At 70.3% G+C, this 17,244-nt stretch carries 15 protein-coding genes and 2 riboswitches; of the genes, 12 read left to right on the plus strand and 3 right to left on the minus strand.

Translation table 11 applies throughout. The features are described from left to right. Positions 1–210: 210 nt before the first annotated feature. The 10 genes from clsA to IE252_RS40040 all read left to right on the plus strand — a co-directional run bounded on the left by clsA (position 211) and on the right by IE252_RS40040 (position 10,403). The gene (gene clsA, locus IE252_RS39995) at positions 211–819 is read left to right on the plus strand and encodes a cardiolipin synthase ClsA (RefSeq protein WP_067155476.1); all 609 of its coding nucleotides are present in this window, start codon (positions 211–213) and stop codon (positions 817–819) included. A 110-nt stretch (positions 820–929) separates the two neighbouring features. Further along, entirely contained in the window at positions 930–3,425 is a 2,496-nt protein-coding gene (locus IE252_RS40000) for a mannose-1-phosphate guanyltransferase (protein WP_190094427.1), read from the plus strand. An 87-nt stretch (positions 3,426–3,512) separates the two neighbouring features. Continuing rightward, positions 3,513–4,445 (plus strand): DUF881 domain-containing protein, encoded by a 933-nt coding sequence (locus tag IE252_RS40005; RefSeq protein ID WP_190094428.1) that lies wholly within the window; start codon positions 3,513–3,515, stop codon positions 4,443–4,445. Continuing rightward, positions 4,442–4,774, plus strand: a complete 333-nt coding sequence (locus IE252_RS40010; protein ID WP_003970459.1) for a small basic family protein — start codon at positions 4,442–4,444, stop codon at positions 4,772–4,774. Before IE252_RS40005 ends, IE252_RS40010 begins: the two co-directional genes overlap by 4 nt. Before the next feature lie 155 nt (positions 4,775–4,929). Continuing rightward, positions 4,930–5,715: a DUF881 domain-containing protein gene (locus IE252_RS40015; protein ID WP_190094462.1), complete on the plus strand. Its 786-nt coding sequence runs from the start codon at positions 4,930–4,932 to the stop codon at positions 5,713–5,715. An 82-nt stretch (positions 5,716–5,797) separates the two neighbouring features. Then, entirely contained in the window at positions 5,798–6,736 is a 939-nt protein-coding gene (locus tag IE252_RS40020; protein WP_190094463.1) for an FHA domain-containing protein, read from the plus strand. 57 nt (positions 6,737–6,793) lie between these two features. Continuing rightward, positions 6,794–7,537 (plus strand): transcriptional regulator FtsR, encoded by a 744-nt coding sequence (ftsR, locus tag IE252_RS40025; RefSeq protein WP_190094429.1) that lies wholly within the window; start codon positions 6,794–6,796, stop codon positions 7,535–7,537. A gap of 53 nt (positions 7,538–7,590) precedes the next feature. Then, the gene (locus IE252_RS40030; protein WP_006123076.1) at positions 7,591–8,064 is read left to right on the plus strand and encodes a bifunctional nuclease family protein; all 474 of its coding nucleotides are present in this window, start codon (positions 7,591–7,593) and stop codon (positions 8,062–8,064) included. Between the two features lie 186 nt (positions 8,065–8,250). Further along, positions 8,251–8,880, plus strand: coding sequence for a MerR family transcriptional regulator (locus IE252_RS40035; protein ID WP_190094430.1), 630 nt, complete (start codon positions 8,251–8,253; stop codon positions 8,878–8,880). A 56-nt stretch (positions 8,881–8,936) separates the two neighbouring features. After that, a complete protein-coding gene (locus IE252_RS40040; RefSeq protein WP_190094431.1) occupies positions 8,937–10,403 on the plus strand; it encodes a DNA polymerase IV in 1,467 nt (488 codons plus the stop codon). On the opposite strand, the gene IE252_RS40045 is transcribed toward IE252_RS40040, so the two are convergent. Continuing rightward, positions 10,313–10,696, minus strand: a complete 384-nt coding sequence (locus IE252_RS40045) for a PRC-barrel domain-containing protein (protein ID WP_190094432.1) — start codon at positions 10,694–10,696, stop codon at positions 10,313–10,315. The two genes, IE252_RS40040 and IE252_RS40045, sit on opposite strands and share 91 nt — an antisense overlap. A 112-nt stretch (positions 10,697–10,808) precedes the next feature. After that, a riboswitch (glycine riboswitch) is annotated at positions 10,809–10,906 on the plus strand. Next, positions 10,907–11,041, plus strand: a riboswitch (glycine riboswitch). A 60-nt stretch (positions 11,042–11,101) separates the two neighbouring features. Between IE252_RS40045 and gcvP the strand changes: the two genes are divergently transcribed. Further along, positions 11,102–13,987, plus strand: coding sequence for an aminomethyl-transferring glycine dehydrogenase (gene gcvP, locus IE252_RS40050; RefSeq protein WP_190094433.1), 2,886 nt, complete (start codon positions 11,102–11,104; stop codon positions 13,985–13,987). 111 nt (positions 13,988–14,098) lie between these two features. On the opposite strand, the gene IE252_RS40055 is transcribed toward gcvP, so the two are convergent. Next, a complete protein-coding gene (locus tag IE252_RS40055) occupies positions 14,099–14,305 on the minus strand; it encodes a DUF5999 family protein (RefSeq protein ID WP_067155431.1) in 207 nt (68 codons plus the stop codon). 337 nt (positions 14,306–14,642) lie between these two features. Next, positions 14,643–15,230, minus strand: a complete 588-nt coding sequence (locus IE252_RS40060) for a hypothetical protein (RefSeq protein WP_190094434.1) — start codon at positions 15,228–15,230, stop codon at positions 14,643–14,645. Positions 15,231–15,720: 490 nt separating this feature from the next. Here IE252_RS40060 and IE252_RS40065 point away from each other — a divergent pair, with 490 nt between their 5' ends. Further along, positions 15,721–17,229: a glutamate-cysteine ligase family protein gene (locus IE252_RS40065; protein ID WP_190094435.1), complete on the plus strand. Its 1,509-nt coding sequence runs from the start codon at positions 15,721–15,723 to the stop codon at positions 17,227–17,229. Positions 17,230–17,244 lie beyond the last annotated feature (15 nt).

The following is a 17,244-nucleotide window of genomic DNA, read 5'->3' on the forward strand; positions in this document are numbered from 1 at the left end:
GGGGACCCTGTGGGAGAGTAGGACACCGCCGAACAATCTTTAGCCTCAACCCCCGTGCCCTTTTGGGCCGGGGGTTGAGGCATTTTTGCGTTCAGGACCCGTTCAAGTCCCGTTCAGGGCTTTATCCGACCCGTACCCCTGTGCACTCGTGCACGTCCGCTGCCGGTAAGGTCAGGGGGCATCGTTGGCACGTTCACAGGAGGCCCCCGGGTGGAGGTCCAGGAGACTCGCGTTCAGACGGACCGGGTGCTCACCATCCCCAACATCCTCAGCATGGCGCGTCTCGTCGGCGTACCCGTGTTCCTGTGGCTGATCCTCCGACCCGAGTTCGGCGGGCCCAAGAGCGATGGCTGGGCATTGCTCGTCCTGGCGCTGAGCGGCGTCAGCGACTACCTGGACGGGAAGCTCGCCCGGCGCTGGAACCAGATCAGCAGTCTCGGCCGACTCCTCGACCCGGCGGCCGACCGGCTGTACATCCTTTCCACGCTCGTCGGTCTCACCTGGCGGGAGATCCTGCCGGTTTGGCTGACCGCTGCCCTTTTGGCCCGGGAGCTGATGCTTCTGGTGATGGTGGGAATCCTCCGCAGGCACGGCTATCCGCCCCCGCAGGTGAACTTCTTGGGTAAGGCGGCCACGTTCAACCTCATGTACGCCTTCCCGTTGCTTCTGCTGAGCGACGGAAGCGGATGGCTCGCCGATCTGGCGGCGATTTTTGGATGGGCGTTCGCCGGATGGGGTACAACTCTGTATTGGTGGGCAGGGATCCTGTATGTGGTTCAGGTCCGCCGGCTGGTGAAGGCGGACTCAGCGGCCGATTGAGCTCGTCGGCGGTCCTTCGGAGCAGAGGGATCCGCGCATGATGCCAGGGGGCCCACCCGGACGGGTGCAGTCGGCTAGACCGTCGTCTCGTCAAGGAGGACGCTTCCGACATGAAGGCCGTCGTGATGGCCGGTGGCGAAGGAACACGACTTCGCCCCATGACCTCGAGCATGCCCAAGCCGCTTCTGCCGGTGGCGAACCGGCCGATCATGGAGCATGTACTGCGGCTGCTCAAGCGGCATGGGCTCAATGAGACCGTCGTGACCGTGCAGTTCCTGGCCTCGCTGGTCAGGAACTATTTCGGCGACGGCGAGGAGCTCGGGATGGAGCTCACCTATGCCAATGAGGAGAAGCCCCTCGGAACCGCGGGCAGCGTCAAGAACGCCGAGGAGGCCCTCAAGGACGATGCCTTTCTGGTCATCTCGGGTGACGCCCTCACCGATTTCGACCTGACGGATCTCATCAACTTCCACAAGGAGAAGGGCGCACTGGTCACGGTGTGCCTGACCCGGGTGCCCAACCCGCTGGAATTTGGCATCACCATCGTCGACGAAGAGGGAAAGGTCGAGCGCTTCCTGGAGAAGCCGACCTGGGGCCAGGTCTTCTCGGACACGGTGAACACCGGAATCTATGTGATGGAGCCGGAGGTCTTCGACTACGTCGAAGCCGATGTGTCCGTCGACTGGTCCGGTGACGTCTTCCCTCAGCTGATGAAGGAGGGCAAGCCCATCTACGGCTATGTCGCGGAGGGCTACTGGGAGGACGTCGGCACGCACGAGAGCTATGTGAAGGCCCAGGCCGACGTGCTGGAGGGCAAGGTCGACGTCGACATCGACGGCTTCGAGATCTCGCCCGGCGTCTGGGTCGCGGAGGGCGCCGAGGTCCATCCGGACGCGGTGCTGCGCGGCCCGCTCTACATCGGGGACTACGCCAAGGTCGAAGCCGATGTGGAGATCCGCGAGCACACGGTCATCGGGTCCAACGTCGTCGTCAAGACCGGGGCCTTCCTCCACAAGGCCGTCGTCCACGACAACGTCTACATCGGGCAGCACAGCAATCTGCGCGGCTGTGTGATCGGCCGGAACACCGACATCATGCGGTCGGCCCGGATCGAGGACGGCGCCGTCATCGGGGACGAGTGCCTGGTCGGTGAGGAATCGATCATTCAGGGCAATGTCCGCGTCTATCCGTTCAAGACCATCGAGGCGGGCGCGTTCGTCAACACCTCGGTGATCTGGGAGTCGCGCGGCCAGGCCCATCTCTTCGGGGCGCGCGGTGTCTCCGGCATCATCAATGTGGAGATCACCCCGGAGCTCGCGGTGCGGCTGGCGGGCGCGTACGCCACGACCCTGAAGAAGGGCGCTACCGTCACCACGGCCCGTGACCACTCGCGCGGTGCGCGCGCCCTGAAGCGGGCGGTGATCTCGGCCCTCCAGGCCAGCGCCATCGACGTACGGGACCTGGAGAACGTCCCGCTGCCGGTGGCGAGACAGCAGACCGCGCGGGGCAGCGCCGGTGGGATCATGATCCGCACCTCGCTGGGCGTGCCGGACTCCGTGGACATCATGTTCTTCGACGAGCGGGGCGCGGACCTCTCGCAGGCCGGGCAGCGCAAGCTGGACCGGGTGTACGCACGTCAGGAGTACCGGCGGGCGTTCCCCGGGGAGATCGGGGACCTGCAGTTCCCGAGCAGCGTCTTCGACTCGTACACCGGATCCCTGCTGCGCAAGGTCGATACGACGGGTGTCGCGGAGGCCGGTCTCAAGGTCGTGGTCGACGCGTCCAACGGCAGTGCGGGGCTCGTCCTGCCCAGTCTGCTCGGGCGGCTCCAGGTGGACTCGCTGGTCATCAACCCGGGGCTCGACGAGTCGCGGCCGACCGAGACGGCCGACGGGCGGCGGGCCGGTCTGGTGCGGCTCGGGGAGATCGTGGCCTCGGCGCGGGCCGCGTTCGGGGTGCGGTTCGACCCGGTCGGGGAGAAGTTGTCGCTGGTCGACGAGCGCGGGCGGATCGTCGAGGACGACCGGGCGCTGCTGGTGATGCTGGACCTGGTGGCGGCCGAGCGGCGCAGCGGGCGGGTGGCGCTGCCGGTGACCACGACCCGTATCGCCGAGCAGGTCGCCGCGTACCACGGCACGCAGGTGGAGTGGACGACCACGTCGCCCGACGACCTCACGCGGGTGGGCCGTGAGGAGTCGACCATCTTCGGCGGTGACGGGCGCGGCGGGTTCATCATTCCCGAGTTCAGCAGCGTCTTCGACGGCGCCGCCGCGTTCGTACGGCTCATCGGGCTGGTGGCGCGCACGCAGCTGACGCTCAGCCAGATCGATTCGCGGATACCGCGCGCCCATGTGCTGCGCCGGGACCTGGCGACGCCGTGGGCCGTCAAGGGCATGGTCATGCGGCGGGTGGTCGAGGCGGCCGGGGACCGGTCGGTGGACACGACCGACGGGGTACGGGTCGTGGAGGCCGACGGCCGCTGGGTGATGGTGCTGCCCGACCCGGCCGAGGCGGTCACTCATCTGTGGGCCGAGGGGCCCGACGACGCCTCCGCGCAGGCGCTGCTCGACGAGTGGTCCGCGATCGTGGACAGCGCAGGTCACTGAGGTCTTCGGGGGCGCCGGGCGGGGTCGTGGGACGCCGCCCGGCGCACCGGTGGGGCCATTCGGCGGCAGCGGCGCCGACGTGCGACGATGTGCGGCATGCCGCAGCAGCCCCCCGTTCGGAGCACGCCTTCTCCGCCGTCCCGCCCCGACGCGTCCATGTCGCTGCTGACCAATGTGATGGACCACGCGCTCGACGACGGGTACGCGGAGGCGACGGCCCGGCGCAGGGCCGAGGGCCAGGAGGGCATGCCCCGCACCCTGCGCGCGAAGCTCGGGCTGGCCGCCGGTCTGGTGCTGGCCGCCGTGGTGGTGACGATCGGCGCCGCGCAGGCGCGGATAACGGCACCGGTGGTCGCCAAGGAGCGCCAGGAGCTGATCGGGCGCGTGGAGGCGGAGACCAAGGCGGCGGACGACCTCCAGAAGGAGGTCGACTCGCTGCGCGACGAGGTCGGTGACCGCCAGCGCAAGGCGCTGGAGAAGCACGGCGGTGACCAGGGCGAACTGGTCGCGCTGCTGTCGGGAGCGACCGAAGTGCGCGGCCCCGGCGTGAAGCTGGTCGTCGACGACGCCAAGAACACCGAGTCGGGCGGGGGCGGCGGGCCGCGCGAGAACAGCAGCTTCTCGGACACCGGCCGGGTCCGCGACCGGGACATGCAGCGCATCGTCAACGGCCTGTGGCAGTCCGGCGCCGAGGCCGTGGCCATCAACGGTCAGCGGCTGACCGCCCTTTCGGCGATCAGGGCGGCGGGCGACGCCATACTGGTCGACAACAGGCCGCTGGTGCCGCCGTACACGGTGCTCGCGGTGGGGGACGGGAAGAAACTCAGCACCGCCTTCCAGGACAGCGCCGACGGCCAGTACCTCCATGTCCTCCAGGAGAACTACGGCATCCGCTCCAGCATTTCGGACCAGGGCGAGGTGCGCCTGCCGGCCGCGCCGAGCCTGATCGTACGTACCGCACAGCCGCAGGCCACCGGCGCCGGCAGGGGCGCGGCCGCCACAAGGAAAGGCACATCGTGATCGCCGTACTTGGCCTCGTCGTGGGAGTCGTGGTCGGACTTTTGGTCCGGCCCGAGGTGCCTGCGGTGGTCGAGCCGTATCTGCCCATCGCCGTCGTCGCCGCGCTGGACGCGGTCTTCGGCGGTCTGCGGGCCATGCTCGACGGCATCTTCGTCGACAAGGTCTTCGTGGTGTCCTTCCTGTCGAACGTCGTGGTGGCGGCGCTGATCGTGTTCCTCGGTGACAAGTTGGGCGTGGGCGCGCAGCTGTCGACCGGTGTGGTCGTCGTGCTCGGCATCCGGATCTTCTCCAACGCCGCGGCCATCCGCCGGCACGTCTTCCGGGCGTGAGGCCGATGAGCAGCGAAGACACCCCTGAGCAGGGGCCGGACCACACCCCCGGGCCGGGCGCCGGAAGCACTCCTTCCGTGCCGGAGCCCCCACGGGGCAACACGCCGAAGGGACCCGACGCGCCGAAGGCGCCCGGGACGCCCCCGCCGTCGCGGATGCCCCCGGTGCCCGAAACGCCCGAGACGCCCGCCCCCGGGCCCCAGGAGCCGTCGGGTCCGCAGGTGACGGGCCGCCAGCGGCTGGCCGCGGGGCTGTGGCCGCCGCGGGTGACCCGGGCCCAACTGATCGTCGCCCTGCTGCTGTTCGTGCTCGGTCTGGGCCTGGCCATCCAGGTCCGCTCCACCAGCGACAACAGCGCGCTGCGCGGGGCCCGCCAGGAGGACCTGGTGCGCATCCTGGACGAGCTCGACTCCCGTACCAAGCGTCTTGAGGACGAGAAGCAGCGGCTGGAAGGGCAGCGCACCGAGCTGGAGACCAGCTCCAACCAGGCGGCGGAGGCGCGCAAGCAGACCCTGGAGAAGGAGCGTCAGCTGGGCATCCTGGCCGGTACGGTCGCCGCCCAGGGCCCCGGCATCACGCTGACCATCACCGACTCCAAGAAGGCGGTCGAGGCGGACAAACTGCTCGACACCATCCAGGAGCTGCGCGCCGCGGGCGCGGAGGCGATCCAGGTCAACGACGTCCGGGTGGTCGCCAACACGTACTTCTCGGACGCCGACGGGGGCATCGAGGTCGACGGGCGCAAGGTGACCGCTCCCTATGTCTTCAAGGTGATCGGGAAGCCACAGGATCTCGAACCCGCGCTCAACATCCCCGGCGGCGTGGTGCAGACTCTGGAGAAGGAGCAGGCCACGGCCACTGTGGTCCGTTCCGAGAAGATCGTCGTGGATGCCTTGCGACCGGCGAAGCGGCCTGACTACGCTCGGTCGTCCTCGCGGTGACGCGGGGCCGCATGCGAGGAGTCGTACAAGGGCATGAGCTTGCGGGGGGTCGGCGCACCCAACTCGTGGTGCGTGGTGGAAACTGTTTGGCGGATACGGACGTTGTGAGGATGTCCGGGTCGGCCGGTGTGTTGATTCTGGGTTCGTCCTGCCCCACGGGCGGGTCTGTTTCGGTCAAGGGGAATCGCCCGTGAAGTTGTTTGCGAAGTTGTTCGGCAAGAGCGCACGTGAGGACGGTGCCAGCGGCTCCGCCCGGCACCGTGCCCGAGGCCGTGGACAGGCGGAGGAGCAGGGCGGCGAGCGCCCGCTGTTCCGCGATGAGGTGAGCCGCCCCGGGGGTGACATTCCGGGCGGTCCGGGCGCGTCTTCTGTTGACCCTGCCGGTCCCGGCCGCATAGGTTTCGGGGATCCATCAAGTGCGGGTGGGTATGCGCCCGACCCGTATGCGACCAGCGCCCACGCGGTCCAGCCCGGGCAGGAGGATCCGTCCATGCCGGTGTGTACGAGGTGCGGGCACAGCAATGCGGCGGCCAGCCGCTTCTGCTCCAACTGCGGCGCACCGCTGCGCCCGGGCGCGGTCCCCGAGCGTGCCGCGGAGACCACGTCGACGATCTCGATCTCCGGTCTTGAGGCGTACGACTCCGAGGTGACGGGCCAGACGGCGGTGCCGTCGCTGTCGCCGGAGGCGCAGGCCGCGGTCGACGCGCTGCCGCTGGGCTCGGCCCTCCTGGTGGTGCGCCGCGGGCCCAACTCGGGCAGCCGCTTCCTGCTGGACGGCGAGCTGACCACGGCGGGCCGGCATCCGCAGAGCGACATCTTCCTCGACGACGTGACCGTGTCGCGCCGTCATGTGGAGTTCCGCCGGGGCGCGGACGGCCGTTTCACGGTCTCGGACGTCGGCAGCCTCAACGGTACGTATGTCAACCGGGAGCGGATCGACTCGATCGACCTGTCCAACGGCGACGAGGTACAGATCGGGAAGTACCGGCTGGTGTTCTACGCGAGCCAGCGCGGCGCCTGACCCCCTTCCGGACCGTTCGGGGGCCCCTCAGGGGAAAGACCCATCCAGGGAAGGCCCATGCTGCACACACCGACTGGCGGTGCCGGAAACGGCACCGCCACCGCGGGCGACCGGCTGATGAGCATCGGCACCGTGCTGAACCAGCTGCGCGAGGAGTTCCCCGAAGTCACCATCTCCAAGATCCGCTTCCTGGAGTCCGAGGGCCTGGTGGAGCCCCGGCGCACGCCGTCGGGGTACCGCAAGTTCAGCCCCGAGGACGTGGAGCGGCTCGCCCAGGTGCTGCGGATGCAGCGGGACCACTATCTGCCGCTGAAGGTCATCCGCGAGCACCTCGACGCGCTGAGCCGGGGCGAGCAGCCCGCGCTGCCCGCTCCGGGCGGAGCGCGCGATCTCGCGGACGGCGGGGGCGAGGGCGACCCGGAGCGCCCCACGGCGTCCCGTGTGGGGCGTACGGAGCTTCTGGTGGCCGCCGAGGTCACCGAGGCGGAGCTGACCGAGTGGGAGTCCTACGGGCTGATCTCGGCCGGTCCCGAGGGCGGCTACGACGCGGAGTCGGTGAACGTGGCGCGTCTCGTGGCGGACCTGGGCCGATTCGGCCTGGAACCGCGGCATCTTCGCGCCATGAAGGCGGCGGCCGACCGCGAGGCCGGTCTTGTCGAACAGGTGGTCGCACCCCTGCGGCTGCACCGCAACCCGCAGACCAGGGCGCATGCGGAGGCGACCGTCAAGGAGCTCGCGGCGCTGTCCGTACGGCTCCACGCGGCCCTGGTCCAGACCGCTCTCGGGGTCCGGCTGCAGTGAGCCGGGGGGTCCCCGACTACCCAAACCTGCCGGGCACGTCCTAGGGTTGCTGTGTGAACGAGCTCGACGTCGTGGGTGTCCGGGTGGAAATGCCCTCCAACCAACCGATCGTGCTCCTGCGTGAAGTGGGAGGCGATCGGTACCTCCCCATCTGGATCGGTCCAGGGGAGGCGACCGCGATCGCCTTCGCCCAGCAGGGGATGGCTCCGGCGCGGCCGCTGACGCACGACCTTTTCAAGGACGTGCTGGAGGCCGTGGGCCAGGAGCTGACCGAGGTCCGCATCACGGACCTGCGCGAAGGCGTCTTCTACGCGGAGCTGGTCTTCGCCAGTGGTGTCGAGGTGAGCGCGCGTCCGTCCGACGCCATAGCGCTCGCCCTGCGCACCGGAACGCCGATCTACGGCAGTGACGGGGTGCTCGACGACGCGGGGATCGCGATCCCGGACGAGCAGGAGGACGAGGTGGAGAAGTTCCGCGAGTTCCTCGACCAGATCTCGCCCGAGGACTTCGGCACCAACAGCCAGTGAGCCGCCGCGCCGGGAGCCCCCGGGGACCGGGTGGCTCCGGCGCATTCGAGTAGCCTTTCCCCGAAGAGGGGTACGTGAAACCACTCTCAGGGTGATTATCACTCGGCGTGCCGAGTGTGGCGATCGTTGACGCACCCCGAGTGACTGCCTACCGTCGTGAAGGCAGTTCTAGGACGGAGGGTCGGCGTGAGAAGCAGCGGCGACAGTACGGCAGGGGAGGCCCCCGGACGTCCGGGGGAGAGCGGGCCGTACCCGCCCCCAGGCTCTCGGCCGAGCCCGAGCGGTGGACACCCCGTTCACGACAGTGCGGACGACACCGGCACCGACACGGTCGGATACCGGGGGCCGACGGCGTGCGCGGCGGCCGGGATCACCTACCGGCAGCTCGACTACTGGGCGCGCACCGGCCTGGTCGAGCCCAGTGTGCGTCCGGCGTACGGATCGGGCACCCAGCGGCTCTACAGCTTCAAGGACGTCGTCGTCCTCAAGATCGTCAAGCGTTTCCTGGACACCGGGGTCGCCCTCCAGAACATCCGCACCGCCGTCCAGCACCTGCGCGAGCGCGGCTTCCGCGACCTGGAGCGGATGACGCTGATGAGCGACGGGGCCACCGTCTACGAGTGCTCCTCGCCCGACGAGGTCGTCGACCTGCTCCAGGGCGGCCAGGGCGTCTTCGGCATCGCCGTCGGCGTGGTGTGGCGCGACGTCGAGGCGGTCCTGTCCCAGCTGCACGGGGAGCGGGTCGACACCGGCGAGACGCTGGTCGGGCACAACCCCGCCGACGAGCTCGCCCGGCGCCGCAACCGCGCGGTCTGAGGGGCCGCGGGCCCGCCGGGGGCCGATTGTCAGTGGCGTGAGGCAGCATCGGTGATGTGAGAGCCGCGCCGACCATTCTGCATCTGGACATGGATGCCTTCTTCGCTGCCGCAGAGCAGGCGTCGAAGCCCAGCCTGCGCGGAAAACCCGTGATCGTGGGCGGCCTCGGACCGCGCGGTGTGGTGGCCACCGCGTCGTACGAGGCACGGCGCTTCGGCGCGCGGTCCGCGATGCCGATGGCGCAGGCGAGACGGCTGTGTCCCAATGGCGCCTATCTGGTGCCGCGCTTCGGCTTCTACCGCTCGATCAGCGAGCAGGTGATGGAGTTGCTGGGGCGGCTGTCGCCTCTGGTGGAGCCCCTGAGCCTCGACGAGGCGTTCGTGGACCTGGAGGCCGGGGGAGTCGCGTGGGACGCTCAGTCGGCCCGTGAGGCCGGTCAGCGGCTGCGTGCGGACATCCGGGCGGTGACGGGTCTGACGGGGTCGGTGGGGCTCGCCGGGTCCAAGATGCTGGCGAAGATCGCCTCCGAGGAGGCCAAGCCCGACGGCCTCAGGCTCATAGAGCCGGGCACCGAGCGGGACATGCTCGCCCCGATGCCGGTCAGGACGCTGCCGGGGGTGGGCCCCGCGACCGGGGAGCATCTGCGCAGGGCCGGGATGACCACGGTCGCGGATCTCGCCGAAGCGGGCGAGGACGAGCTCGTACGGCTGCTGGGCAAGGCGCACGGGGCGTCGCTGCACCGGATGGCGCTCGGGCTCGACGACCGGCCGGTGGTGGCCGAGCGGGACACCAAGTCGGTGTCGGTCGAGGACACCTTCGACGTGGACCTGCACGACCGGGTGCGGGTGATGAACGAGGTGGGGCGGCTCGCCGACCGGTGTGTGCAGCGCCTGCGGGCGTCCGGGCACTCGGGCCGCACGATCGTCCTCAAGGTGCGCAGGTACGACTTCTCGACGCTGACCCGGTCGGAGACGCTCCGGGGGCCCACGGACGACCCCGCCGTGGTGCGCGAGGCGGCCGGCCGGCTCCTCGACTCCGTGGACACGACGGGCGGCGTGCGCCTGCTCGGGGTCGGGGTCAGCGGCCTCGCGGACTACACGCAGGAGGACCTCTTCGCCCAGGCCGCCGGTGAGCGGGAGCCGGTCGAGGAGGCGGCCGCCGAGGAGGAGGCGGATCCGGCCGCCCCCGAGCAGGCGGAGGCCGCCGACCCGGCCGAGCGGCACTGGCCGGCCGGGCACGACGTGCGCCACCGCGAGTTCGGCCCCGGCTGGGTGCAGGGCAGCGGGGTGGGGCGGGTCACCGTCCGGTTCGAGACGCCCACGTCGAAGGCGCCCGGACGGGTGCGGACGTTCCGGGTGGACGACCCCGACCTGGAGCCGTCCGAGCCGCTGCCGCTGGTGGCGGAGCCGGGGGAGACGGGTGACGCGGAGGATCAGGCCTTGTCGTCCTCCTCGCCCGCGAGCCGTCCGAAGTCCCGGTCGGGGCCGGGCAGTGGATCGGGGGCGGCGATGTCGAGACCGTAGTGGTGGTAGAGCTGGAGCTCCTGTTCGGGGGAGAGATGGCGGCCGACGCCGAAGTCGGGAGCGTCCTTGATCAGCGCCCGGTCGTAGGGGATGTGCAGCGCCTCGTCGACGAGGGTGCTGGGTTCCAGCGGGACGAAGGCGTCCCGGCTGAACAGGCCGGTGCGTACGGCGGCCCACTCGGGCACTCCGGTGGCGTCGTCGAGGTAGACCTCGTCCACCGTGCCGATCTTGTTGCCGTTGCGGTCGAACGCCTTGCGGCCGATCAGGCTGCGCGGATCGATATCGGTCTGCACGGTCCCTCCAACTGGTCGCAACTGCTCGTAAGCACTACGAAAGTGCACATCGCGGGCGTCGGCCACTCGAAGGATCAGCGCCGGAACGCGCTGGTACCCTGGCGGTGGCTGCTGACCCCGCGCGGGAGAGTCCTCCGGAGAGAAGTCCGGAGGCGCCGAAGGAGCAAATCCTCCCCGGAATCTCTCAGGCCCACGTACCGCGCGGACGAGGTCACTCTGGAAAGCAGGACGGGGGACGTGCGGGCATCCGCCCATGCGCGCACCCCTTCCTCACCGACGGTGAAAGCCGGGACGCCCCCACGCGCCCCGGTGAAGCTCTCAGGTTGAGATGACAGAGGGGGAGGCCGTCCGGGCACCCGCGCCGTGGTGCCCCTCGCAGGTCGTGCAGACCAGGAGGCCTCCGTAATGACCGCCAACCGCATGCCGCTCACCGAGCTCGAGCGTGGCATCCCCTTCGAGCAGCGTCACATCGGGCCCGATGCCGAGGCCCAGGCGAAGATGCTCGCGCAGGTCGGCTACGGCTCGCTCGACGAGCTGACCGCCGCTGCGGTGCCGGACGTGATCAAGAGCGCCGAGGCGCTGGGTCTGCCCGGCGCCCGCACCGAGGCCGAGGTCCTGGCCGAGCTGCGCTCGCTGGCCGACCGCAACAAGGTCCTGGCCCCGATGATCGGCCTGGGCTACTACGGCACGTTCACCCCGCCGGTGATCCTGCGCAACGTCATGGAGAACCCGGCCTGGTACACGGCGTACACGCCGTACCAGCCGGAGATCTCGCAGGGCCGCCTGGAGGCGCTGCTCAACTTCCAGACCGTCGTCGCCGACCTCACCGGGCTGCCCACCTCCGGCGCCTCGCTGCTCGACGAGGGCACCGCGGCGGCCGAGGCGCTCGCGCTCTCCCGCCGCGTCGGCAAGGTCAAGGGCGGGGTCTTCCTCGTCGACGCCGACACGCTGCCGCAGACCGTCGCCGTCATAGAGACGCGCGCCGAGCCGACCGGTGTCGAGGTCGTCGTCGCCGACCTGAGCCACGGCATCCCGGCCGAGATCGCCGAGCGCGGTGTCTTCGGTGTGCTGCTCCAGTACCCGGGCGCCTCCGGTGAGGTCCGCGACCTCAAGCCGGTCATCGACGAGGCCCACGAGCTGGGCGCGATCGTCACCGTCGCCGCCGACCTGCTCGCCCTGACCCTGCTGACCTCGCCCGGCGAGCTCGGCGCGGACATCGCGGTGGGCACCACCCAGCGCTTCGGCGTCCCGATGGGCTTCGGCGGCCCGCACGCCGGTTACATGGCGGTCCAGGAGAAGTTCGCCCGCAGCCTGCCCGGCCGCCTGGTCGGCGTCTCCGTGGACGCGGACGGCAACCGGGCGTACCGCCTGGCGCTGCAGACCCGTGAGCAGCACATCCGCCGCGAGAAGGCCACCAGCAACATCTGTACGGCGCAGGTCCTGCTCGCCGTCATGGCCGGTATGTACGCGGTCTACCACGGCCCGGACGGCCTGCGGCAGATCGCGCGGCGCACCCACCGGTACGCGGTGATCCTCGCCGAGGGGCTGCGCGCCGCCGGTGTGGAGGTCGTGCACGGCTCGTACTTCGACACGCTGACCGTCAAGGTCCCCGGCAAGGCCGCCGAGGCCGTCGCCGCCGCCGCTGACGGCGGGGTCAACCTGCACCTGGTCGACGCCGACACCGTCTCGATCGCCTGCGACGAGACCACCGACCGCGACCGCCTCGCCGCCGTCTGGGCCGCCTTCGGCGCCGAAGGCGACGTCGAGGCGCTGGACGCCGCGGCCGCGGACACGCTGCCGGACGCGCTGCTGCGCAGCGACGACGTCCTGACCCACCCGGTCTTCCACCAGCACCGCTCCGAGACCGCGATGCTGCGCTACCTGCGCAAGCTCGCCGACCGCGACTACGCGCTGGACCGCGGCATGATCCCGCTCGGCTCCTGCACCATGAAGCTGAACGCGACCACCGAGATGGAGCCGGTCACCTGGCCCGAGTTCGGCCAGATGCACCCCTTCGCGCCGGTCGAGCAGGCCGGGGGCTACCTCACGCTCATCCACGAGCTGGAGGAGCGCCTCGCCGAGGTCACCGGGTACGACGCGGTCTCGATCCAGCCCAACGCCGGTTCGCAGGGCGAGCTCGCGGGTCTGCTCGCGGTGCGCGCCTACCACCGGGCCAACGGCGACGAGCAGCGCACGGTCTGCCTCATCCCGTCCTCCGCGCACGGCACCAACGCCGCCAGCGCCGTGATGGCCGGCATGAAGGTCGTCGTGGTGAAGACCGCCGACGACGGCGAGGTCGACATCGCCGACCTGCGCGCCAAGATCGAGCAGTACCGCGACGAGCTCTCGGTGCTGATGATCACCTACCCGTCCACGCACGGTGTGTTCGAGGAGCACGTCGCGGACATCTGCGGCGAGGTGCACGACGCGGGCGGTCAGGTCTACGTCGACGGCGCCAACCTCAACGCGCTGGTGGGTCTCGCCAAGCCGGGCAAGTTCGGCGGCGACGTCTCGCACCTCAACCTGCACAAGACGTTCTGCATCCCGCACGGCGGCGGCGGCCCCGGCGTCGGCCCGGTCGGTGTGCGCGCGCACCTCGCGCCGTACCTGCCGAACCACCCGCTCCAGCCGACCGCCGGTCCGGAGACGGGCGTCGGTCCGATCTCGGCCGCCCCGTGGGGCTCGGCGGGCATCCTGCCGATCTCGTGGGCGTACGTGCGTCTGATGGGTGGCGAGGGCCTCAAGCGCGCGACGCAGGTCGCGGTGCTCGCGGCCAACTACATCGCCAAGCGCCTGGAGCCGCACTACCCGGTGCTCTACACCGGCCCCAACGGCCTGGTGGCGCACGAGTGCATCGTGGACCTGCGCCCGCTGTCGAAGTCGACCGGCGTCAGCGTCGACGACATCGCCAAGCGTCTGATCGACTACGGCTTCCACGCGCCGACGATGTCGTTCCCGGTGGCCGGCACGCTGATGATCGAGCCGACCGAGTCCGAGGACCTGAACGAGATCGACCGGTTCTGCGAGACGATGATCGCGATCCGCGCCGAGATCGAGAAGGTCGCGTCGGGCGAGTGGCCCGCCGACGACAACCCGCTGGCCAACGCCCCGCACACGGCGGCCGCGCTCGGCGGCGAGTGGAACCACGCGTACAGCCGCGAGGAGGCGGTCTTCCCGGCCGGGGTCTCGGCCGCCGACAAGTACTGGCCGCCGGTGCGCCGCATCGATGGTGCCTTCGGCGACCGCAACCTGGTCTGCTCCTGCCCGCCGCTGGACGAGTACGACAACTGACGTAGGGCCGTCTACGGCTGACATACGTCGGGGCCGGTGCGGGGGTTTTCTCCCCCGGCCGGCCCCTTTGTCGTGCGGTGCTGTGGAGTTGTCTCCGTGCCATCGGCCGTGTCAGGCGGCCTTCGCCACCTGTCCGGCTGTCAGCGCCCGGTGCGGGGCGATGATCCGCCCGTCCGGCAGCAGCTCACCGGTGTCCTCGAAGATCAGGACGCCGTTGCACAGCAGGCTCCAGCCCTGCTCCGGGTGGTGCGCCACGAGCTGCGCGGCCTCCCGGTCGGCGGAGTCGGCTGTCGGGCAGGCTGGCTGGTGCTGGCACATGGATGCGTTCTTTCGCTGGGTCGTAGTAGTGAGTGTCCTGCGGCTCGATGCGGTGTTCATGGCCGCCCCCCGTTGGTAAGTCGGTCGGTCCGCTCCCAGTGTTGCCCTACGGGCGTCAATCCGCAGGGATTTCGCGGCACCACTTCCTACTGCATATTGACGCATCACTCGTGCGGCCGGTTCAACTCAACTGCCCTGTCCCTTCGGGTGGTTCGTGGTGGCCGTTACGGGCTAGCCCGTACGGAGGATGTGCGCGGGCGCACGGCACAGCGCCCCGGGCCGAAGGGGGCTCCGGGACGCTGTGGGCTCGTGGTCGCGGCGGGCGGCCTGGGGGGCGTCAGACCGGCTGGCTCAGCAGTGGCGCGGGGGTGAGGCGCAGGGTCATCACCGGCAGCAGCTCGGAGACCCGGTGCGGGCGGTGGGCGCAGATGCCGGGCGGGGCGGGCGCCAGCGGCACCAGCAGGTCGGCCGGGTCCAGGGCGCCGGAGGCGGGGTCGGCCGTGAGGTCGCGGCGCAGCCACAGGGTGAGCATGTACAGCTCCGGCACCGAGAGCAGCCGGGGCTCGAAGTCCATGGTCAGCGCCTCCGCCTGGCGCAGGGCGCGCTGGGTCGAGGCGAGGTAGGGGCCTTCGAAGAAGTGCGAGAAGGCCCAGCCGTCCGGGGTGAGCATGGTGTCCGCGGCCGCGACCGCGCCCTCTCCGTCGCTGATCAGGAAGCGCCAGCCGGCCAGGCGGCTGCGCGGGGCGCGGGCGCTCGGGGTGATCCGGTCCAGCACGTGGACGGGGAGCGGGAGTTCGGGGGTCAGCGGGCCTTGCGCGGATCGCAGGGCGGGGGTGCGCGCCGCGCGGACGGCGGTGGGGGAACCGAGTGCCGCGAGGACGCTGCGCAGGGCGGGCGCGGGGGCCGGGGGAACATGCAGCGGCATGGTGGGTCGCCTCTCACTTCGGAGACACGTTGGTGCGTGGGCAGTGCGGACGGCGCTGTCTGCGGTGATACGGGGTCAGAGGGGGGCCGGGGGACAGTGGCCGGGGCGCCAACTCTCTGCCTCGTTCGCGAAGTTTATACGACACGTGTTCAGGGCGTGTTTCGGCTAGCTCTCGCCCGTATTGCGGGCAAGTCGGATTCAGGTCCTTGTGATGCGGCATTCATCCCGATTCGCGGAACGGGGTACCGGACTGGCCTGGAAAGGTCCGCCGATGGCGGTAGGCCGAAACCCGTCGGTGTTTTTCACGATTCCCGAAGCGGTGGTATCCGCAGGTTGCTGTATGCCGAATGCATGTGCCTGGGGCCGGTTCGTACCAGCTTACTATCCGGCACCCTTCCATGGGGCGTTATGGATCAGCCAGCCTGGGCATTATCGACCGTGACGCACGCGGCCGGCCGGGCCGGCTGCCCATTCGAGGAGGGACGCTTCGATGGGTGAGAAGGTCGTGGCGGGCGAGTTCGACCTGTCCGATCGGCACGCGTACCGGCAGAAGCTCCAGCAGTGCCTGGAGGGGCTGGGGCGGCTCCTAACCGAACGGAGGTTCGACCGTCCGAGGAATCTGATGGGCGTGGAGATCGAGCTGAATCTCGTGGGGCCCGACGGTATGCCGCGCATGATGAACGCGGAGGTTCTGGAGCGGATAGCGAGCAAGGATTTCCAGACCGAACTCGGGATGTTCAACCTGGAGGTGAATATCGCCCCGCACCGGCTCGGCGGCCGGGTTTTCGATCAGCTCTCCGAGGAGCTGCGGACAGGGCTCGGGTATGCCGAGCGCAAAGCGGGCGAGGTCGGTGCCGGGATCCTGATGATCGGAATTCTCCCGACGATCAGCCAGCAGGACCTGGTCTCCACGAACCTTTCCAATTCCGATCGCTATGTGCTGCTCAACGATCAGATCGTGGCGGCCCGCGGGGAGGATTTCACCCTCGACATCGAGGGCGTCGAACGCCTCGTCTGCACCTCCGGCTCCATCACCCCGGAAGCCGCCTGCACTTCCGTGCAGCTGCACCTCCAGGTCACCCCGGCCCGGTTCGCCGCGGTGTGGAACGCGGCGCAGGCGATCGCCGCCGTGCAGATCGCGGTGGGCGCCAACGCGCCCTTCCTGTTCGGCCGTGAGCTGTGGCGCGAGTCGCGGCCGCCGCTGTTCGAGCAGGCCACCGACACCCGGCCGCCGGAGCTGCGCGCCCAGGGTGTGCGCCCGCGCACCTGGTTCGGCGAGCGCTGGGTGACCTCCGCGTACGAGCTGTTCGAGGAGAACCTGCGCTACTTCCCGCCGCTGCTGCCCATCTGCGACGAGGAGGAGCCGCTGCGGGTGCTCTCCGCCGGCGGGGTGCCCACGCTCCAGGAACTCGTCCTGCACAACGGGACGATCTACCGCTGGAACCGCCCGGTGTACGGGATCGCGGACGGCGTGCCGCATCTGCGGGTGGAGAACCGGGTGCTCCCGGCCGGGCCCACCATCACCGACGTCATCGCCAACGCGGCCTTCTACTACGGGCTGGTGCGCTCGCTCGCCGAGGACAGCAGGCCGGTGTGGACCCGGCTGCCGTTCGCGGTGGCCGCCGCCAACTTCGAGACGGCGTGCCGCCAGGGCATCGACGCCGAGCTGCTGTGGCCGGTGCCGCGCCGGGCGGGCGGCGTCGCGCGCGTACCGGCCGTCAAGCTGGTCCGGGACGAACTGCTGCCGCTGGCCTACGCGGGGCTCGACGCCTGGGGGGTGGAGCCGGCCGACCGGGACCACTACCTCGGCGTCATCGAGGAGCGCTGCCGGCGCCGCGTCAACGGGGCCTCCTGGCAGGTCGACACGTACCACCGCGCCCTGGACGCCGGTCTGACCCGGGACGCGGCACTGGCGGCCACCACCCGGCGCTACCGCGATCTGATGCACGGGGGCGAGCCGGTCCACACCTGGCCGGTGGGGTTCCCGGCGCCGGGGTGAGGGGCATGGGGCGCG

Source organism: Streptomyces melanogenes (assembly GCF_014649795.1).
Classification (GTDB): domain Bacteria; phylum Actinomycetota; class Actinomycetes; order Streptomycetales; family Streptomycetaceae; genus Streptomyces; species Streptomyces noboritoensis.